The 21757-nt window shown below is 40.1% G+C and carries 17 protein-coding genes; 9 read left to right on the top strand and 8 right to left on the bottom strand.

What is annotated here, in order from left to right; translation table 11 throughout:
- Positions 1-45: 45 nt before the first annotated feature.
- From rlmB to FC093_RS17830, 3 genes are read left to right on the top strand one after another with little or no spacing between them, the layout of a single operon-like run.
- Positions 46-831: a 23S rRNA (guanosine(2251)-2'-O)-methyltransferase RlmB gene (gene rlmB, locus FC093_RS17840; protein WP_240743352.1), complete on the top strand. Its 786-nt coding sequence runs from the start codon at positions 46-48 to the stop codon at positions 829-831.
- Complete coding sequence (locus FC093_RS17835; RefSeq protein ID WP_137263173.1) at positions 815-1684, top strand: hydroxymethylglutaryl-CoA lyase; 870 nt, start codon at positions 815-817, stop codon at positions 1682-1684. Before rlmB ends, FC093_RS17835 begins: the two co-directional genes overlap by 17 nt.
- Positions 1684-2694, top strand: coding sequence for a GSCFA domain-containing protein (locus tag FC093_RS17830; protein ID WP_137263172.1), 1011 nt, complete (start codon positions 1684-1686; stop codon positions 2692-2694). The genes FC093_RS17835 and FC093_RS17830 overlap by 1 nt, the downstream gene beginning before the upstream one ends.
- Before the next feature lie 237 nt (positions 2695-2931).
- Here the strand turns inward: FC093_RS17830 and FC093_RS17825 are convergent, their stop codons facing one another.
- The 6 genes from FC093_RS17825 to FC093_RS17800 all read right to left on the bottom strand — a co-directional run bounded on the left by FC093_RS17825 (position 2932) and on the right by FC093_RS17800 (position 9850).
- Entirely contained in the window at positions 2932-3231 is a 300-nt protein-coding gene (locus FC093_RS17825) for a hypothetical protein (RefSeq protein WP_137263171.1), read from the bottom strand.
- Between the two features lie 495 nt (positions 3232-3726).
- Positions 3727-4350 carry a hypothetical protein gene (locus FC093_RS17820; protein ID WP_137263170.1) on the bottom strand — a complete coding sequence of 208 codons (624 nt, stop codon included), beginning with the start codon at positions 4348-4350 and terminating at the stop codon, positions 3727-3729.
- A 432-nt stretch (positions 4351-4782) separates the two neighbouring features.
- A complete protein-coding gene (locus FC093_RS17815) occupies positions 4783-5886 on the bottom strand; it encodes a glycoside hydrolase family 18 protein (RefSeq protein ID WP_137263169.1) in 1104 nt (367 codons plus the stop codon).
- Between the two features lie 489 nt (positions 5887-6375).
- On the bottom strand, positions 6376-8253 hold the full coding sequence (locus FC093_RS17810) for a M1 family metallopeptidase (protein ID WP_137263168.1): 1878 nt from the start codon (positions 8251-8253) through the stop codon (positions 6376-6378).
- A gap of 60 nt (positions 8254-8313) precedes the next feature.
- A complete protein-coding gene (locus FC093_RS17805; RefSeq protein WP_137263167.1) occupies positions 8314-8772 on the bottom strand; it encodes a PepSY-like domain-containing protein in 459 nt (152 codons plus the stop codon).
- A gap of 286 nt (positions 8773-9058) precedes the next feature.
- Positions 9059-9850: a S1/P1 nuclease gene (locus tag FC093_RS17800; protein WP_137263166.1), complete on the bottom strand. Its 792-nt coding sequence runs from the start codon at positions 9848-9850 to the stop codon at positions 9059-9061.
- 622 nt (positions 9851-10472) lie between these two features.
- On the opposite strand from FC093_RS17800, the gene FC093_RS17795 reads away from it, so the two are divergent.
- Entirely contained in the window at positions 10473-11960 is a 1488-nt protein-coding gene (locus FC093_RS17795; protein WP_137263165.1) for a Gfo/Idh/MocA family protein, read from the top strand.
- Positions 11961-12331: 371 nt separating this feature from the next.
- Here FC093_RS17795 and FC093_RS17790 read toward each other — a convergent pair whose 3' ends face one another.
- A complete protein-coding gene (locus FC093_RS17790) occupies positions 12332-13540 on the bottom strand; it encodes a family 1 glycosylhydrolase (protein WP_137263164.1) in 1209 nt (402 codons plus the stop codon).
- 9 nt (positions 13541-13549) lie between these two features.
- Complete coding sequence (locus tag FC093_RS17785; RefSeq protein ID WP_137263163.1) at positions 13550-14278, bottom strand: SDR family NAD(P)-dependent oxidoreductase; 729 nt, start codon at positions 14276-14278, stop codon at positions 13550-13552.
- Positions 14279-14652: 374 nt separating this feature from the next.
- Between FC093_RS17785 and FC093_RS17780 the strand changes: the two genes are divergently transcribed.
- The 5 genes from FC093_RS17780 to FC093_RS17760 all read left to right on the top strand — a co-directional run bounded on the left by FC093_RS17780 (position 14653) and on the right by FC093_RS17760 (position 21194).
- Positions 14653-16734 (top strand): DUF4331 family protein, encoded by a 2082-nt coding sequence (locus FC093_RS17780; RefSeq protein WP_206106613.1) that lies wholly within the window; start codon positions 14653-14655, stop codon positions 16732-16734.
- 72 nt (positions 16735-16806) lie between these two features.
- Positions 16807-18150: a tetratricopeptide repeat protein gene (locus tag FC093_RS17775; protein ID WP_137263162.1), complete on the top strand. Its 1344-nt coding sequence runs from the start codon at positions 16807-16809 to the stop codon at positions 18148-18150.
- 139 nt (positions 18151-18289) lie between these two features.
- Entirely contained in the window at positions 18290-18964 is a 675-nt protein-coding gene (locus tag FC093_RS17770) for a HupE/UreJ family protein (protein ID WP_137263161.1), read from the top strand.
- Positions 18965-19587: 623 nt separating this feature from the next.
- A complete protein-coding gene (locus FC093_RS24110) occupies positions 19588-19791 on the top strand; it encodes a hypothetical protein (protein WP_206106612.1) in 204 nt (67 codons plus the stop codon).
- Positions 19792-20543: 752 nt separating this feature from the next.
- On the top strand, positions 20544-21194 hold the full coding sequence (locus tag FC093_RS17760) for a YdcF family protein (protein ID WP_137263160.1): 651 nt from the start codon (positions 20544-20546) through the stop codon (positions 21192-21194).
- Positions 21195-21757: the final 563 nt, after the last annotated feature.

Genomic DNA, 21757 nt, shown 5'->3' with positions numbered 1-21757 from the left:
AGAGCGGGACTTTTTGTTTTATTTTGTTCTAAAGAAACAAAAGATTTGAAGAAAGAACCATTTAAGAAAAGTCCTAATTACCAGTCGAAAAAAAACATTGTTGCCGGCCGTAATCCGGTGGCAGAAGCTTTGCGAAGCGGGCAATTGATTGATAAGATTTTATTGTTTAAAAATGCCTCCGGCGAAAGCATCAATGAGATACGGTTACTTGCCAAAACATACAATGTGCCGGTGCAATTTGTGCCCGTTGAAAAACTGAATAGTCTGACTAACATTCAACACCAGGGTGTCGTGGCTTTTAAGTCGGGCGTGGCATATCAGGATTTGCAGCAGGTGATTGACTGGGTAAATGAACGAGGTGAAGCGCCACTGTTTTTAATGCTCGATGGTGTAACCGATGTACGTAATATTGGTGCTATTGCACGCAGTGCGGTATGTTGTGGCGCGCAGGCGATCATCATACCCGAAAAAGGTGTTGGTGCCCTAAACGAAGAAGCAGTGAAAAGTAGCGCCGGTGCTTTGGAAAAAATACAGGTGTGCCGTACACAAGGTTTGCTGAAAGCTGCAGAAACGCTGCACTTGAATGGCATCAAATTATTTACCAGTGAAATGAAAGCTGTAAAAAAATTACACCAACTCAACATGCAGGAGCCTTGTTGCATAGTAATGGGCAATGAGGAAAAAGGCATTCAAAAAGGATTGGCCGATGAAGCAGATGAACACTTCACCATACCTATGAAAGGTGACTTTGATTCGTTCAATGTATCGGTAGCAGCAGGTATTATTTTGTATGAAGCAATGAAACAAAGGATGTATGGCATTACCCAATAATGGAGCAATAAAAATAATAGAGTGCCCGCGCGATGCAATGCAGGGCTGGCAGCATTTTATTACTACGGAAGATAAAATACGTTATCTCAATAGCTTATTGCAAGTGGGTTTCGATATATTGGATTTTGGCAGCTTTGTATCGCCCAAAGCCATACCTCAAATGCGCGATACAAAAGAAGTAATTCCACATTTAGATTTATCAATTACTGCCACGAAACTACTCGCTATTGTAGCCAATCTCCGTGGTGCGGAAGAAGCAGTGCAATATGATGAAATTACGTATCTAGGTTTTCCGTTTTCCATTTCACTCACGTTTCAGTTGCGCAATACCAACAGCACGATTGAACAAAGTTTGCAAACGGTAGAAGCTATTCAAAGGTTGTGTTTGAAGCACCGTAAAACGTTAGTGATTTATTTAAGTATGGGCTTTGGCAATCCGTATAATGATGAATATAATGCAGACATTTTGTTGCAGTATGCAGATGAAATGGTACAAAGAAATGTTCACATTATTTCATTGGCTGATACGGTAGGATTGGCAACACCAGAGCAAATTTATTTTGCATTAAACACACTTATTCCGCAGTACAGCAATGTGGAGTTTGGTGTGCATTTGCATACGACTGCCACAAACTATAAATACAAGCTGCAAGCCGCGCTCGAAGCAGGTTGTAGCCGTTTTGATGGCGCTTTAAAAGGTATTGGTGGCTGCCCTATGGCGCAGGATGCTTTGGTAGGAAATATGCCTACTGAAAAGATGATCTATTTTTTTGAACAACAAGCTATTCCTACCTATATCAACAAGCAAGCTTTAGCCGAAAGTATGGCTATTGCTTCGGAAATTTTTGTGTAATGCAGTTCCAGATTCCTATACAAATAAAACCTTTAACAGAACCGATTACTTACCGGGATAAATTGCTGCTTATCGGTTCTTGTTTTACCGAGCATATCGGCAATTATTTAAGTGATGTAAAATTCCAGGTATTGCAAAACCCTAATGGAATTTTGTTTGATCCGTTAAGTGTTTGTGGGAGTATTATCTCTTATATTGATAATAAGCAATACACAGATGAAGATTTATTTTATCTCAATGAGGCGTGGCATAGCTGGCATCATCACAGCCGCTTTTCCAATCCTGATAAAACACTGGCTTTACAAGCTATCAACCAATCTCAACAGGAAGCACATCATTTTTTAAAAGCGGCTGATTGGCTTATCATTACATTAGGTTCATCATTTATATATAAGCTTATTGCAACTGCACCAACAGACTTGCAAAAAGGAATTAGCAGGCAACAAAACAATGTGGCCAATTGCCACAAAGCACCGGCACAAACTTTTCAAAAGCATTTGTGCACTATTGAAGAAATTGTAACAGCTTTGGATGGCATGCTGTTTCGGTTGTTTCATTTTAATCCAAAACTGAATATTATTTTCACCATCAGTCCTGTACGGCACTTGCGCGATGGGGTAATAGAGAATAACCGCAGCAAAGCAAGACTAATTGAAGCGGTGCATCATGTAGTAAACAAGTTTGATAAATTAAATTATTTCCCTGCGTATGAATTAGTAATTGATGTGTTGCGCGATTATCGTTTTTACGATATAGATATGGCGCATCCTAATTATCCTGCCACACAGTTTGTTTTAGAGCATTTCTTTGATGCCTGTGTAGAAGAAAGTGCAAAATCTTTAGCAGAAGATATTCGTAAAATTAATATTGCCAGAAATCATAAACCTTTCAATCCCGCTTCGCAGCAACACAAGCAGTTTTTGCAACAGTATGCCAGTAAAGTTGCACAGTTGCAGGCAGCGCATCCGTACCTTAATCTTACAGCAGAAAAGGCTTACTTCAATGTATAAAAAAGCCACTGCTTTGTGTGGCAGTGGCTATCCCCGCCCGTGCGGGGCAGATTATTTTTGGAGAAGCCCGGTTAGGCGATACTAACCGAAGGCGTCCATGATTTATCTGTAGATTGCATGAATACCTCCTTTTCTTTGGTGAGTTGTAAAGATAGGAAGGAAACCCTTTTTACAATACAGGTTGCCTTATTTTAACTAAAAAATTTATCAGCTATTTTTTATTAAAACAGCCCTTTGTTAAGACATGCTAAACGTTTGTTTGTACAGCGTTTTTGTCTTATCAATAAACTCTGTTTTAATATGCCAATCCAGCATCTCGCTGTAGTGTGGTTCATCGCGTGTGGCACCCGAAAACAACACCAGTTTGTAGCCATCCGGTTCTTTTGAAAAAATCAGTTCCTTGTTTTCAAACATGTATGCTAAGTAGTCTTCTATCAACTGGGTAGAATAAACTATTGTATTGCCATGCTTGTGAATAAACACTTTTGCCGTAAAGGCAAAACCATTGTAATTGAATGTCACGATAAACTTTTTCATAGCCTGTCCTTCTTTGAGAGTGAAGCTACAAATACAACACATTTCCAAAAATTAGAATGCCCTTAATTTTATTAGAACATGCTTAAAATTTGCTTATGATTACAAACGCTTGTAAGCCGTATAAATTCTTTTTCCTGCATATATTTGACAGGTCGTAAAAGCAGAGGTTTACGATAACAAAAAGCCAAAACTTGTTAGTGAAAGAAATTTAAAATGTATTGAATGTGCCGGTAAATGCTGCACTCCGCAACTACAATCTTGTAATAGTTAAATAAGGTATTTATGAAATTATTCAATGCAAGCGTGTCTGGCATTCAACTTTGAGGCAATACGCAGAATAAGTGTTATTTTTAAATTTAAAGTATACTACTGAAGAATAGTTGGTAAAGCCCATTAAGATTCAATACAGCATATGACTTTAGTTGGCTTTTTATCAAGCATTATTGTTCAACACCAATAAGCAACTCATTACATGAATAATATGTTTCGTAACATTCACTTTGTAACAAGGTTATCTGTTATTGAGGGTTGTTGCAAATCAGATATGTCATACTTATCAGGAGTAAATAACTCCATAAACTTTTCCAGGTTTGCTTCTGGCATTATTTTATTAAATTCAATAGCATCCGCTTTCCCGTTATAAAATGCAGCTATACGAAGTGTGTATTTAAATACTCTGAACAGAATTTGGACTAAAAATATCAATAATACTGATGCGCCAATCCTGATTGTTAAACTCGTTGCAAGTAGATTTTGATCGCTAACATTTTTCACGGGTGGATTGATTAACAGATAGAACCCCAGAGCTATAACTACTATGTTTATTAAAAGCACGGCAATTGAAATGTTATTAAAAAGTAACGCTCTATAACGAAGTTTTTTAACAAGTTGCTCTGCCGTTTTATTTGCAACATATTCTCTATTGTCATAAAAAAAATATGGAATGTATTCAAAAGGAATAAATAGCAGAATCCCTACAATTAATAAAAGTATTGATACGAATGAATAGACATTATTTTGTGAGTTAAATAGAAAGTAGTGCCTGATTAATAGCAGCAACAAAAATACTGCTATAAGAAAAAGTCCAATTATCCATTTATTTTTTCTGAATTTTTCCATAAGCAAGAAATTTTGAAAATGGCAGATAATGCCCGCCGCCTTGCTGCCGGAGCAGCATGCTTGCACGTCAGTATGGATAAAGATATATAGTTTAATAGAATTTCTTATGTTCTGCACATAATCTTCTAGCCGCTATGACAGCAAGACTTATATTATGTGCCGCTATTCTTTCGTTTTTTATAAAACCATACTTTAGTTGAGTCCAGGCTTACTTTGTCTGGATAGTAAAACTGCTGTCTTTTCTTATAATCTAACACAACGTTCTCTTCAAAAGTTGTTTTTCTCACTAAATATGTAATATCGTTTGATGTATCGGCCAAAATATTCATCCATGGTAAAAGGCATTTTGACCTTTTAAATGTAAATAAAACTAACCAACAGCGTCCTTCATTTTGTTTGCAATGACGGAATACTTTCCCTAAACAACTTTCTTCATTTTTTTTCTGCCACTGTATCAATTGCCTGCAACAATCCGTTGCGTGGCACATCACCCGTCAACTCCCAAAACATAATTCCATCCATACCCTTATCAATCACGTACTGTGTTTTTTCGGCAACTGATTGTTTGTTATCCAACGTTACCAGCAAGTTTTCTTTGTCGTTAAAAAAGTAAGGAGCATGAGCAATGCTATCCCAATAGTAATGATAGTTGGTATCATTCAAAATCTGGGTATCCATATTCTTATAATCCACGCCGCGAAGAAACTTGCAAGGGCGATACAATCCGTTATTCAAACTATCCTGTACCTGAAAGATGCGGGCATAAAAAGCAGCGCCCAGTACCAGTTTGTTTAGCGGCACACGCATCGAGTCTAACATGCGAACGGCATTATCGCCGCTCTCACGTTGGTATGGTGTTGAATACAATGGCGTACTATGCCCGCTGGTAGTAGAAAAACCATGCACCAAATCGTAAGTCATCAGGTTTACACGGTCGAGCAGCGGCATAATCTGGTCCCATTCTACCGAGCGTAATATAAAATCGGTAAAACCACCGGCCGCAAAACTTAATTCGTATTTATTAACAAATGCTTTTCGCAACTCCTGGAGCAGCATAGTAAAGTTGTGCTTGTCTTCGGGCAAAAACTGGTGACCAGGAAAGCCGCTAATGGTGGGATATTCCCAATCCAAATCCAATCCATCTGCATCAAAATATTGTAATAATTGTTTGGATGAAGCCGCAAATTCTTTTCTGCCAGCATCAGTATTAAACACGGCAGAACATTCTTTGCAACCGCCCCAGCCACCCATCGAAAAAATGATTTTAAGTCCGGGATATTGTTTTTTTAGCGAAACCAGTTTACGGATAGTGATGGTATCTTTTGCGTTATCTACATGCAGCTTATTGCCTTGCAAATGCGTAAAGCTAAAGATAATATGCGTAAGCCCGGAGATATTGTAATTATCTATTTCAGCCGCACCGCCGGTATAATAAGCCAGTACATTGCATTTTTTATTGCCGGTATTTTGTGCAGCAGCCATAAAACTTGCAAATGCAAGTAAGATAACACAAACAGTAGTTTTTAATTTTTTCATAAATGTATTTGTATGATTGATAATATTATTGATGCAATAAGTACCTGCTCAAAAATAGCGGAATAGTGTAATGTTTTTATAAAAAGATGACCGCCGGTACGCTGCATCATTTTGAGCGGTGTACCGGCGGCTGCGTAATGTATGTATGAAACAAAATAATGGTAAATACTAGTGGTTTTGCTGTTCTGTTTTACTGCTCAGTACACTGTTGCATACATGAGTTTAGTATAAGCAAAATAAATTTCAGATGCTTATATGTATTTAAAAGGTGAATGAGCTTCATTGCGAACGATAGCGAAGCAAGCCGTAGGTAATAATACAATCAAAATATGCATCCATGATGATAAAGAACAAGTATAAAGTTCAAACTAAACCGTCAAAAATAATTTAAGGAATAGTACATTGCTTCGCTGTGCTCACAATAACGGGTACAGGCATCTTTCACTAACACGTGCCAAAAACTTCACGTAATGTAAATAACGGTGTGTACTACGGAATCACAATCTTATTATTCACCCTGTTTATATCTGCTAAACGTTGGCTGGGATCTATTTCAATTTCTTTAATATCCTGTACTTTGTGCGTAATAGGTAAAGCATATTCCGGGTGTGTCCATTTCCATTCGGGATGCACAACAAATGCGGTAGAATCTTCTGCTTTTTTTGCACCATACATCAGGCTCAGCGGCACATAGTGCAACTCTCTACTTCCATCGCGATAAGTAATAAGCACATCAACCGGCATGGGTATTTCACCAATACGTTTCAACGTAATCACTGCATTGCCGTTACTATCTGTATTGGCATTACCCAACGCATAGTCAATTGTTTTGGTGGTATATACCCAATTCTCTTTATACCACTGCAATTCCATGTTACTTTCTTTTTCTGCTATGCGAATAAAGTCGTTTGGATTGGGATGTTTAAAACGCCAGGTATTGTAATAGGCTAATAAAAGTTTATCCAGTGCCTGCTGACCAACAATATACCCCAATTGCTCCAGAAACACGCAACCTTTGGAGTAAGCTGCCTGTCCATACGCATAATTAGTATTGTAAAAGTCGGCATGTGTAGTCATTGGCTCTTCACGGCCACTTTGTACAAGGCGGTAATAGCTTTTATACGCATTAGCAAACCAAAAATCCGGGCTATTGCGCATGTTCCCGCTAATACGAAGTTCGGCATACGTAGCAAAGCCTTCATCCATCCACGGATAGAGGCTTTCGTTACTTCCCATCATTCCCTGGTACCAGCTATGCATCCATTCGTGCAAAGCGGTACCAATGCTGGGGCTTTTTATTAAAGTAGCCATCGGGTATTCCATACCACCATCGCCACCTTGTATAAAAGAATAGTTTTTGTAAGGATACGGTCCAAAGGTCTTAGCAATGTATGGATAAACCAGCTGTACGGTGTCTGCCATTTGCTGCCATTTGCTCTCCAAAGAATCTACTTTTTTATAAACGATATACAACAGCGGGCCATTACCATTAGCTGTTTGCTTTTTAATCATGGTAAAAGCAGTATCGGCTGCCCATACAAAATCGTGTACATTTTGCGCAACAAAACGCCACGTAAGGGTAGGATCAGTGGTTTGCACCGGAGCTATTTTGGCAGGCGCTGCACCGTTTTGGTAACCATAGCCAATTTCATTAGCGTTTTGCAGCGTGCCGGTGGCAGCCAGCAAATAATTTTTATCTATTGTAATGTTTACATCATAATCGCCCCACACGCCATAGAATTCGCGGGCAATATATGGATTTGCATTCCAGCCCTGATAGTCATATTCTGCTATTTTTGGATACCATTGGCTCATACTATACCGAATACCCTCGGCATTATCCCGACCACTGCGACGGATCTGTACAGGCACCTGTGCCTCAAAGGCAACGGTCATGTTGGTGGTGGTGTGTGGCAAAATGGGTTTGTTTAGTTTTACTTCCAATATTGTTTCGTGATCTACCAACTGCTGAGGTTGATTGTTAATGAGGATAGAGGTTACATGCTGATACCCAATTTCATCTGGTTGCAGCTTACTGATGCGGTCTTTAACGCGCGAATCCCAATCGCGTACTTCCTGTCCGCTGGCAGTTGTACCCAGTACGGTTTTACCCAGTTCGCGGCTGCGTACATCCATCATGCTGTTGGGCTGAAAAGCATTCCAGTAGGTATGAAAAAACAAGCGATTGAGCGTATCGGGCGAGTTGTTGGTATAGCTTATTTTTTCCACTCCGGAAAACTGGTTGGTTGCCACATTCATCTGCACATTGATGTTGTATTTAACACGCTGCTGCCAGCGATCGGGCTGTGCCTGCGCCAATGAAATAAAAAGAAAAAGGACAATAAGCGTTACAAAAATTCTATTCATGGGCGCAAACTAAAAAAGCCTGCTTACAATTAGCAGGCTTTATGAAATATTTCCATTTTTTTATAATGTCAGGGCATCTTTCTCCAACTGTCCGTTGGTATTAAAGTATAAATACTTCTTTTGAATACCATCCACCTTATCTACATAAATGCGATAATGCGTGCTATTATCACTTTTTACAATTTTTGTTACAGTATCACCCATTTTCCAATCATCCGCATCGGCATATTTGCTTTTTTTAAAGCCATCCTTTATGGCCGCCGGTGTTTCTTCCCAGGTCAGAGCGGTTTCGGTTTGCTGCCATTCGCCTTTGTTGGAAAAATCGGCAGTAGTGGCTATTCCATTATTATCAAAACTGGCTTCAAAATAAGTAAGCTTGTCTTTCCATTCTACCTTTTGTGCATTTGGAAATTTAGCTTTTAAGGCGTTTGTTGCTTCGGCAGGAATTTTTCTTAACTGTGCATGGGCACTTACCACTAAAGCTACGCAACAAGCTACTAAAAAAAATAAACGTTTCATGTGTTGTTCTGTTTTTAATATCAAAGGTTATAATTATTGTGCCAGCATATGACGGTATAATTATGGAAATGTAAAATTTGATTTTTTTATTTTCTAACAGATGACACAGGGAGTACAGCTAATTTAGAACTATTCGATATTGGTTATAAGAGAATAACATAACAAAAGCTCAGAATAAGTACGATATAAGAAGTATTTCTTATTACATCCTTCGTGTCCCTTGTGTCTTCGTAGTTCAACTCCTTATTTCATCAGTGTTCATCGGTGTTATCTGTGAACAAATTTTTTATCCAAAAATACTATTCAGTAATCCTGCCAATTGCACACCACCCTTCAACAACTGTTGGTTTAATGTTGCAACATGGTCGAAATTGTAACGATAACTCAGCTTTTGGTCAGGTTGTATTATCTCGCTGTATAATTGTTGTGCAATGGTATAGGACTCAAACAACCATTGGCTAACAGGTTGCTGCTGCCAATCCTTTACCTGTTGTTTGGTAGTATGATTGAGAACATTGGCATATTCGGTATAACCAAGCTGTTGGTATGCAATTAATTTTTCGTCCCATACGCTGTGCAGGTTGGTATGCTCGCCAAACCACAGCACTTTTATTTTATTGCCACCCAAATCTGCTTCGCGGCTTACATGCATTGGCTGGTGCAGGTCTTCAACAATATGTATCAACATACGCAGGTAAAAACGCTGTGTATCTAATGGTAATTTTTTATTCTTAAGCTGCGCTGTAAGAAATTGTAACTGTGTGTAAGCATCTGTTACAGTGTCTTTGTTTAAATAAGTCTGCATTGCCTCATAACTGATGTTATCTTCAAAATCAATATAATGCCAGCGATCTAAATAGCGTAGGGTACTGTCGGATTTAATAAAATCTGCCCAGTTGCTCGACATAGCAATCATGGAATCGCCAAGTATGGCATGAATAGCTTTTTTAGCTTTTGGAGTTAAATAACTTTCTGCAATTTGCCCGGTAATACGATGTCCTAACATACCCCATGCAGCCGAGCGCTGAGGCGTAAACAAGCAGGTGGCAAGAAGTAAAAAAGCAAAAAAAGACTTCATAGGTGTGTATTTATAAAAAACAAATGCTGCTATGTATAATGCAGCATGAAAACGGTGTAAAGGTAAAAGCAAAATTGTTGTATTGCTTTTTTTGAAAAATGGATAATTGTACTGCTGTTACTCACATTCGGCTGCATAAAATGCTTGCTTATGCCTGATGAACAACTAACACCGCAACAAATAACCGATTACTACTGTGATGGATAAACAAGCGTATAGCTGTTTCAATTATATTATTTGAGCTGCGCAAACAAAGTCTGCAGATTATTTAAGTATTGTATCATTTTATCTCAGTAAGTTGCATTGTTGCTGTAAGTTGCATTTTACTTTAGTTCTATTATTATTCAACGATTACTTAATATTGGGTAATTGCAGCTTTATTAAATGTATCAAGGAAATTAGTTTTAACCAAAGCTGCCACAGATTCCGGGCAAAGCGCCCTTCTAATTGCAAATAACGGTGTTGTGACCGGACGCAATTCCGGAATGACTGAGCTGCCTGCATCTTCTGCATTACTTTAAACTAATTATTTGAATGTACTTAATTATGTATAGTAAATCGTATAAAGTTATAAAGCATGTAACGCTGCAACACCATCAATATATTGCTAAATGCCGCCACTATGAAACAACCAAATAACACTAAACTAAGTCGTGCAGATTTTATTAAAAACACAGCCGTAACTGCTGCCGGTCTTTACATTATTCCGCGCCATGTGTTGGGTGGCAAAGGCTACACGGCACCCAGCGATAAACTTTACATTGCTGCTGTTGGCTGTGGTGGCGAGGGTGCCAACGATATTCATCATTATGCTACGGCTCCAAAAAAGAATGCAGTGATTGCCTGTCTTTGCGATGTGGACGACCGTATGGCCGCGCCGCGCAGAAAAGAATTTCCGCAGGCAAAATTTTACCACGACTGGCGCGAACTGTATGATAAAGAAGCAAAGAATTTCGATGCTGTTTCTATTGCCATACCCGATCATAATCATGCCATTGTAGCTTTACATGCAATGAAGATGGGTAAGCATGTGTATTTGCAAAAACCGTTAACCCACGATATTTACGAAGCACGCATATTAACACAGGCTGCCGATAAATATAAAGTAGTTACACAAATGGGAGATCAGGGTGCTTCGTGCGATGGGATGCGCACCTTACGCGAATGGTTTGATGCCGGGCTGATAGGCGACATTGAAAAGGTATATAACTGGACAAACCGCCCGGTATGGCCGCAAGGCATTCCCTGGCCAACCCAACATCCGCCAGTCCCAAAAGAATTGAACTGGGACTTATGGCTGGGTACGGCAGAATATATAGATTATATAGACAACCTGGTGCCTTTCAATTGGCGTGGCTGGTGGCGCTTTGGCACTGGTGCGCTTGGCGATATGGGTTGTCACATTATTGGACCTGCGTTTAAGTTGTTTAATCTTGGTTATCCTACCCAAGTAACCTGCAGTGCAGTTACGATATACTCCGGCATTTTTGAAGAAGCTTTTTTCCCTGAAAGCATACCGCCGGCAAGTAAGCTGCGCTATACTTTTAAACTAAAAGACGGGCGTGACCTACAACTCTACTGGATGGATGGAGGTCTTGTACCTGACCGGCCGGAAGAATTGGATGCAGATGTAAATGAGAATACTGCACTCGCCGATACACCCGAAGCAAACGACTATGAAGGCGGCACTTTATTTATAGGAACTAAAGGAAAAATCTCCTGCGGCTGGGGTGGCACTCATCCAAGATTATTACCGCTTTCGCGGAATAAAGATGTGAATGTACCCAAAAAATACCCGCGTGTAGAAGGCGATATGGATGGACATTGGTGGCAATGGGTAGATGCCTGTATTGCAGGTTATGGCAATGCCGAAGTGGATTCGCCTTTTGTTGGTTATGCAGGTCCGCTTACCGAAACAGTGCTGATGGGCAATTTGCTGTTGCGAAGCTTCAACCTGCAGGTAAAAGGGAAAGACAATAACAACACTACGCCGGGAAGATATATTGCCTATAAATGGGATGGCGAAAACATGCGCATCACCAATTTTGAACTTGCCAACCAGTTTGTAAAAAGGAAGTACCGTAAAGGCTGGGGTGAATTGACGCTATAGTTGTTGGGGTACTGCCTTTTAACATAAAAGATAGAAGAGAATATACATTGCTGCATTGTGCAAGCATCGTGGACTTTGTATTTCAGGAAACGGTTCTAAAACAGCAGCCATATAGAATATTTAAAACTAATAATTTATTTTTTTTCAAAAGAAATTAAATACCCACTCCTAAGTCATTATTCATTAATTGTACATAACTTTTTTCAGCAGTGGGCAAAATAGTAAGTTTTGTATTATGATCCTTCATCAATGGCTTGTTGGTTGGTGGGACTATTTATCTTGTAGTGTAAATGTTGATGTACCCCTGCTTTTTTTATACTTGCCGGCGAAGACACGCAGCAAATCAGTATAAAAACAAAGAAGTTTTTCCCTCAATAATTCAATCCATAGCTTTCTGCAGCCAGTACATCTTTCCATTGGCGGATCAGTTTTTTATACGCTTCGCCCACGGGCATAATATTGCGCTGCAGGTCAAATAAGCCTAATTCGTTTACACATCCGTTATCCTCACGTAAGGCAGTATCCCAGTCCACTTGGTGCAGCAGGCTATACCAGGTAAAGCCTATCACCGGCACGCCATCACGTTTAAGCTGGTGTACGTTTGCCCATTCTTTATACAGCCAGTTTACCGAGTCGGGCATTACTCTGTTGGTTTCGGTGTGCATTACCGGTAGCCGGTAGCGGCTGTAGTATTGGTGTGTTATTACATAATAGCCAAATATCTCTCCCGAAGGCTCTGTTCTGCCATCGGAGTGTACTAAATGTTCATTGGTGATGTAATAGTCATTGCCCATGATACAACGGGCGTTTACCTGGTTGTTTTCAAACCAATGGTATTCTTCTCTCGTCATGCCGTTATCCAGCAAAAACTCATACATTCTTGAAGGAAGCGGATAACCATAAATGAGATCAAGCGAGAGAAACCGTTTCTCATTCAAAAAGTTGGCTATATTGACGGCTTCGGGCTTGGAAGTATGAAAAAATTCCGATGATTCACTTTGTATAAAGATAGCATTGGGCTGCACTTTCAATATAGCCTGCATGGCCATAACATTGGCTTTGCAGCAATGCTTCAGTGCCGTTACAAACCCCTGCTCGCTCGTAAGCCGTTCGTTCCACCAGCCATATAAGGCAGAAAAAGTAGCTGCAATAAATATTTCATTCACAGGCGTATAATATTGCAGATAAGGAAAACGCTCCGCAAATGCCTGTGCATATTCAGCAAATAATGCGGGAAAATCCGGATTCTGAAAATTGTCAATCCAGTCGGGTACACCAAAATGGCACAGATCTACAATAGGCGAGATGTTCAGTTCTCTTAATCTGGCAAATGTCTTATCGGTAAAGTCCCAATCGTACTTGCCGGGACCTACATGCGTGCTAAAGTAAGGCGGACCATACCGTAAAAAACTGATGCCCAGCGAAGCAGTCAATTCAAAGTCCTTTTCCCAATGAGTATAGTGATCTGTTTTAGCCATTTCATCCACTCTTTTTTTCATACCGTTGGGTAATAAAATAGTTGGGTAACTATTCTCGATACCTGTGGCAAACATGAATTGTTCCGATAATAAATTACTCATACATAAGGCTTATAAAACGGCTAATCGTGCACCATCAACTACCAGCGTGGTGCCGTTTACAAAAGAAGCTTCATCCGACGCCATAAAAGCAATGGCAGCCGCGAGTTCTTCGGGCTTGCCAATGGCGCCGGTTATTTTTTCTGCACCACTTTTTACGTTGGGATTGTTCCAAAGCATGGGCGTATCTACTGCACCTGGCGCCACGCAATTAAATCTCACCTGCGAAGCCGGATATTCCTGACTGGCGCCGCGCACAAAAGATTCCATAGCACCTTTGCTGCTGGCATACGGGATCACGTTAGCCGTGGTTTCGTGTGCATGTACCGAGCTGATATTTACTACCGCACCGCCGTTCATGTGCGGTATGCTGTATTTGCAAAACAAAAAAACAGCGCGCATGTTTACGTGCATCAACCTGTCCCATTCATCAGCGCGGAGGTCAACAATTTTTTTGAAAGTCATCATAGCAGCATTATTTATTACCACATCTATTTTACCCCATTTGGCAAGGGCAACATCTATAGTTGTTTTTATGGCTGATTCGTCACCTACATCGCACTTAACAAAAAGGGCATTGCCATTTTTTTGGGTAATTAAATTCACTGTTTCGTTGCCGCCTTGTTCATCGCGGTCGGCTATTACTATGTTACCACCTTCAGCAGCGAGGCGCTGTGCGGTAGCTCTGCCAATGCCCGAACCGGCACCGGTAACGATACATACTTTATTGCTGAAACGCATATCATTATTTTTAAAAATGCAGGAGCAACATTAGGCTCACCAATACAATGCCATTTAGAAACACAAAACATTCTCCTTTGTGCTCCTGCGCTGCGCTGATACACTGTATAATGTAAACCTGATGAGTTGGTTTTCAATAATTTTCCGGTAGTAGTAAAGGGTTTTCCAGTATGTCCTGCAGTAGCTCACACTCCCGAAAACCATGGTATTTCCAGCAGTTTTAAACTGCAGGCTGAGCCTGGATTAAGTTGTAAATATTTTTTTATTTCAAAATCCAAAAACAATCAGATTTCGTAATTTTATGTTAAAGAACGATTGCTGTACCCGCTTTCGATTTCAAACCATATCTCCTCATTCGCTTAAACTAATCATTTATGCAAAAAAAACTCAGCATGGGAGGTTGGCTTCCTGCACTGGCCATTGTGATGCTGTCCGGCATCCTGATGTCATCCAGCCACAGGGAAGCTCCTATGATTGCCGACGACCCGTTGGCCGACAACACCGATGTGTATGCTTTCCGCAGCCCCGACCAGCCGGATAAGATATGCATCATTGCCAATTACATTCCCGGACAATTGCCATTTGGAGGACCTAATTATTATCATTTTGGAGAGAACATCCGCTACGAAATCCATATTGATAATAACATCAACACTCCGGGCGATGACATTGTTTACCGCTTTACTTTTAAGCGTACCAACGAAGACCCTACTACATTTTTCAACATCAGGCTTGGTAAGGAAAACCTGAAGAACACTTACACTATGGAAAAAAGCACTGACGGAGGTAAGAGCTTTAGTATTGTTAAGTCGGACGGTTACGTAGCACCTTACAACATTGGTCCACGCTCCATTAGTACACCTGTAGGCTTGGGAGCCAGCAGTTATCAGCAGCTTTTCAACAAAGCCATCACTACAGCAAGCTCGGGTGAAGATGTGTTTGTAGGTCCGGTGGATGATCCTTTCTTTGTTGATCTCGGCGGTATTTTTGACCTGGGCGATGCACCGCGCCAAACTACACCACCATCAGACGGTCTGAAATGCAAAAATGTATCTACCATTGCGTTAATGGTTCCTATTGCTGAGCTGCAAAAAGACCACAAGACGGCAGACCAGGCTGCCAATATTTTGGATGGAGATTTTGTAATTGGTGTATGGGCTTCCGCCAGCAGAAGAAGCATGCGTGTATTAAATACCGACGGTACTCAAACAGAAACAGGCGATTGGGTACAGGTGTCAAGATTAGGCATGCCTTTAACCAATGAAGCAGTAGTGCCAATTGGTGACAAAGACTACTGGAATGCTTTGACTCCTTATCAGGACCTTCAGCACTTAGATGAGTTTGGCAATTACTTCTATAACCCCGAGCTGGCATTGTACATGGATGATGCTCAGTTTGGCAGTGCTATCCCGGCTTTTAGCAAGCTGCGTGTTCAGAAGAACTCCTTAGGTACGTTTGGTTTTGGTAATGGTCAAAACGGTCTGTATCCATTAAAAGGAACTTCGGCTGTTGCAGGTACTGCACTGGATGACGCTGTGTTTGGTACCTTATTGTTGCCTGGTCCGGGACAGCCAAGATCGGTTGACCTTTGGCCTATCTTCAATACAGGCGTGCCTAACCTGAGTCCTTACCAGTTGGCTACCGGCAAACCAGCAGGTAATCCGCTTGCACCAGGTAAGCCGTTTATCAACAACTTCCTGCCCAACGGCGGTGATATGCTTCGCCTCAACATGGCGGTACCGCCAACGCCCAGAAATGATCCATTCTTTAGCCGTGAAGGTTTACTGAGAGCTGCTGTCTTCGGCTTACTCGATCCTAAATATAACCAAACAACAGACATTCAATGGATACCCAACATGGATGGATTCCCCAATGGAAGAAGACTGGAAGATGATGTTACGCGTATTGAACTGCAGGCGGTAGGAGGTATCGTGCTTGCTGTATTGGGCCTACCTTATGATGATTACACCGGTAAAAGCCTTGTAACACCAGACCTGATTAAAGTGTTGCGTTACAATACCGGCGTTTACAAGAATGATACTACCTTCAGAAAGAGCTTTCCTTACGAGCAATTGCCGTGGTCGGGTATTAACCCTACCTGCAGTTGCAATGCTACCATGCAACCAGAGCAGGAGGAAGCTATACCATCGACCGCTCCTATAACTAATAGCATAAGCGGAAAAGAAATATCTGCTCCCCGGTATTTTATGTCGGCTTATCCTAATCCTGTAACAACAAGCAGTACCATCAAATACCGGCTTACAACGCCTTCCAGTGTTACTATCCTTATTTACGATGCAAAAGGCAACCAGGTAAAAGTATTAACGAACCAGAAGCAAGACACAGGTACTTATTCACTTACGTGGGATGCGTCGGGTGTGGCACGTGGCGTTTACTTTGTTAATGCAGTTATCAACGGGCAGTTGCAGCAAAGTGTACGTGTTACTAAACAATAAACAATAGTTAGGCAATAAAAGGCCGCATAAACAGGTGCGGTCTTTTATTCCTTAACAGCTATAACCCCATGTATGAAAAAGAATATATTATACATTGCTATGGTGGTTTTCTCCATCTCCATGCTCTTTCTCATCATTTATAAATATCAGCAAAACGCCGGCAACGAACCTGATAATTATGTAATCCTCGAAAGAAAAGGTATTGCTGCGAAAGACCCTGCATGGCCGCAGGTGAAAAACCAGGCTGTTGCCTTAATAGAGGTTATCCAAAACCATCCGGAAGACGTTAAACCCAAAACGAAGCTGGCTATTTTGTACATACAGGAAGCACGTATAACCGGCAACTATACTTATTACGACAAAGCTGCCATGAAATATGTAAATGATGCCCTGAGCATTGATTCCACCGATTTTGATGCTATGCTACTAAAGTCGCTGTTGTACTTATCACAACATCATTTTGCAGACGGGCTGGAACTTGCACAAAAAATTAAAGCTATCAGTCCTTATAACTCTTATGTGTACGGCTTGTGTGTAGATGGTAATGTAGAAATGGGTAATTATAAAGCTGCGGTGGATGATGCCGATAAAATGTTGTCAATAAGACCAGATATACGCTCTTACTCACGGGCTTCTTATTTGCGTGAAATATATGGTAATTATCCCGGCGCAATAGAAGCCATGAAGATGGCGGTGGATGCCGGCTATCCTGGTGAAGAAGCTACCGAATGGGCAAGGATTCAATTAGGACATTTGTACGAAAACACCGGCGATCTGGCTAATGCTGAAATGCACTATACTATTGCTTTACAGGAAAGGCCAGGCTACGCGTATGCACTCGCCGGCCTGGGGCGCATTGCTGCTGCTAAAAAAGATTACACTAAAGCTGTTCAATATTTTCAGCAGGCAGATACTTCGGTAATGGACTACTCTTTTAAAGAAGCTTTAGCCGAAGTGTACCGTCAGCAAGGCAACAAAAGCAAAGCCGATGCGATAGAAAAAGGAGTGATTGCTGCTATGACGAAAGATGCGGAAAGTGGTATGAAGGATGCAAATATTGGTCACTATGTTGATAAGGAATTAGCTTATGCTTACCTAAATATTAATGATGTTGATGATGCAGAGAAACATGCCTTGCTGGAATACAACCGTCGCCCCGATAATATTGATGTGAATGAGTGTCTTGCCTGGGTGTATTATTCGAAAGGCGAATACCAGAAAGCCGTTACTTACATTAAAGCTGCGCTTAAGACCAATTGTAAAAACCCAACATTGCTTTGCCGTGCAGGACTTATTTATGCAAAAGCAGGCAATAAAGCACTGGCTAAAACAACACTGCAGACGGCATTACAAACAAATGCAAATATTACTGAGCACTTGAAAACAGAAGGTAAAAATATATTGCAGGCATTATAAAAACTTTAGTTTAATAAGGAGTGCATTCTTTATGAACACGGTGCTACTTTTCATTATATTATCTGTTCCATTTTAGACGGGCTCTTATGCTGGATATCATTTAGCAGCAATGCCCATTAGAATATAATTCCGTTCCGGTATGAGGTTGGAGAACACATTATATAAGCAATTACCTGCACTGCTGTGCTTTATATTATTGGCGCTGCCAGTGTTAGCACACCCTATCAATATCACCATGGAAAGAGCGCCAACCGGAGATGTGATTTGGTTCTATTTTAAAATGGGCGTTACACATATTGTTCCTTATGGACTGGATCACATATTATTCGTGATTAGTCTTTGCCTGTTAAGTACTAAAATTTCTACTATCCTGTGGCAGGCTTCTGCATTTACGGTTGCACATTCTATTACGCTTGCCCTTAGTATGCAAAGCGTCATTGTTGCGCCTTCCCAGCTCATAGAACCTGTAATCTCTTTATCAATAGTATTTGTTGCTGTCGAAAATATTATACTAAGCGAGTTAAAGCCCTGGCGGGTGCTTATTGTATTTTTCTTTGGTCTTGTGCATGGTATGGGTTTCGCGAGTGCTTTAAATGAAGTGGGGCTTCCGCGCAATAATTTTTTTTCATCCATCATTGCATTTAACCTTGGTGTGGAGATCGGTCAGATTGCTGTCATTTTAATGGTGTTCGGGTTGATTGTAATACCCTTTGGAAAAAGGCTTACCTATAAAAGAAAGCTGGTATATCCTATGTCGGCCATCATTGCATTAATTGCAGCGTACTGGACAGTTGAAAGGATTATTATTTTATAAATAGAATAAGATGTTTGTTTTCTCTTTCTTCTTTGCTGAATAGTCTTTTATCAGCATGTAAGAGTCATTTTATGAGAAATCCTATAGAGAAATTAAAATACTTTTCTTTTTTTCTCTCTTACCTGATAGCAGCTTAGCATTCTCTCAAAATATAAGCAAAGGCATTTATATTGTTAATGCTGTTACTAAAGTACCTGTTCAGGATGCTTTTGCTCAAAGTGAAGATATCCGTTTTAATGCTCTGGCAGATGAGAATAGCTTTATTAGTTTAAGAAGCTTATCTGTTTCATGTGATAAATTGTTTATTTCTTGTATCGGCTTTGAGGCAAAGGTATTAGCAGTATCATCACTTACTGATACTGGAAAATATTCTATCATTTTTAGCTCCCAAAGTATCAGACCTTGAAGAAGTAGAGGTAATTGCAATAGCAAACGGCAGTGTCTTTAAGACGATAAGTGACCTTGATATACATTTACGGTCTATCAATAACTCACAGGAAGCATTAAGAATGGTTCCGGGGTTGTTTATAGGGCAACATGCAGGCGGAGGAAAAGCAGAACAATGATTTCTCAGGGAATTTGATTTAGACCATGGAACAGATATTAATATTTTTGTTGATGGAATGCCGGTAAACATAGTAAGCCATGCACACGGACAAGGATATGCAGATCTGCATTTTGTTATTCCTGAATTGATAGACAAAGTAAACTTTAATAAAGGACCTTATTTTGCAGACAAAGGCAACTTTGCTACCGCCGGTTTTGTGGAATTCAGGACAAAAGATTACCTGGAGTATAACTTTCCTAAAGTAGAAAGTGGGCAGTAGAAAGTGGTTTGATAGGTTTTTATGGGGCAATTGACAATACATAAGGCGGCAAAACATCGCGCTACAACGCTGATGTTGAATTATTAAGCAACTTTAATAATGGGAGTACCGTTCGCAATCTAATTTTTTACAGCAGATATAAATTTGAATTATACTCCAACTTTACTTTTTATAAAGAGGGCCCTGTTAACGGCTATCAGATGAGACAAAAGGAAGATAGAAATATGGTAGGATATAACGGCTCCTGTAACAAAGCAATTTTTTTAGGCAACATCAAAACAGAAACTAAAGCAGCAAGTTTTGCGATATTCTTTTAAATTAATGTAGGGTATATATTTTAATGGCTTTGTTGCATGAATATATTTTATTCAAAAATTCAGCTTTTAAATGAATATTCTTTAATCAGCGTTGTTACAAAAGAGGTGATTTACGTTGGCGAAATCACCTTTATCTACATTCTGATCATTATTCTTTAGAAATTATATATTCATGCAACAAAGCCTATTTTAATTACCAAACTGCATTTAATTTGGTTACGGTAACATTTGTCCTGTACATCGGGGAAAGCCGCACTAAGCTGTTAGGTACTACAATTATCTTATTAATCCCATTTATGATGGGAGAACGACGCAATGCTTTATTTCCATTTAGTTTGACAAAACATTATACCCTAACATAAGGAATTATAACACAGAGCCATTTAGAAAACTGCGCGTAAACATTATCCTACTTGTTTACATTCGCGTTCAATTATGATACCAACAGAAGTTATTGCATTAGCCAAAAAGATTTGGGATTATCACCACGTCAATCAAACGCTTGTTAAATCTGATTGCATTTTAACCTTGGGCAGTCATGACACCAGAGTGGCCGACAGGGCAGCAGCATTGTATCTAGAAGGCTGGGCGCCACTACTCATTTTTGCAGGCGGATTGGGTAGATTAACAGAAGGAATGTGGACAGAAACGGAAGCGGATTTATTTGCCCGTATCGCAATGGAAAAGGGTGTTCCAAAAGAAGCTATTCTGATTGAAAACCGTTCCACCAATACCGGTGAAAATATACAACTGGTGCAACGCTTACTAAAAGAAAAAGGGCTCGATCCGGAAACATTCATTGTTGTGCAAAAGCCATATATGGAAAGGAGAAGTCTTGCTACGTTTGAAAAAAATTGGCCAAGTAAACAGTTTGTAGTTACCTCATCCCAAATAGCTTTTGAAGATTATCCAACCGAAGACATACCATTGGAAAAAGTTCTTAATATTATGGTAGGCGATTTACAACGCATTAAGATTTATCCCGAAAAAGGCTTTCAGACTTACCAGAAAATACCGGATGAGGTGTGGCGGGCGTATGAGCGATTGGTAGCGTTGGGTTTTGATAAACAGTTGATAATGGAGTGAGGGGTGATAGGCTTTGCTTTCGCAAAAGCGAGTTTGCATATTTGAAGAAGCCTATTTACGGCAGCCGATGTTGAAAGTGAGGTATTGCAATTGGTGCAGGCTATTGATGATGAACAACTGCTACAACTATTAAAAGTAGGTATAGTTTACTTTACTGAGAATGAAAGCGACATTACAGGCGAACTACAACCTGCTGATAAAACAGCATTGCAAGCACTTGCAAACGGGCCGGACAAACTGGAAGTCTTGAGTGAAGAGGAATTTATAAAAGCCACCTCAAGATGGCGTATAAAGCAGTGTATAAGAAACGCTTTTATAATAAGCTTTCTGTTTTGTTGAATTATTTGTAAACGAAGCATTTTAGTGGTTTAAAATAAATTTTTATCTATATTTTAAAAATAAAAACCCCGCTTTGCCGCGGGGTTTTCTTTTAATGCTTTTGTAAGCGTCCCGTTATTTCGGTCAGTTAGGAGGTAGAGTTTTGTTAGTTCGATTATCACCTACCGCTTTATCCACTAAACGGCTCTCTTCAATTTGAAAGGGATTGCCGTTCGCCGTTTGTG

It is taken from the genome of Ilyomonas limi (assembly GCF_005233845.1).
Taxonomy (GTDB): Bacteria; Bacteroidota; Bacteroidia; order Chitinophagales; family Chitinophagaceae; genus Ilyomonas; species Ilyomonas limi.
This window is presented reverse-complemented; position numbering and strand designations above follow the sequence as displayed.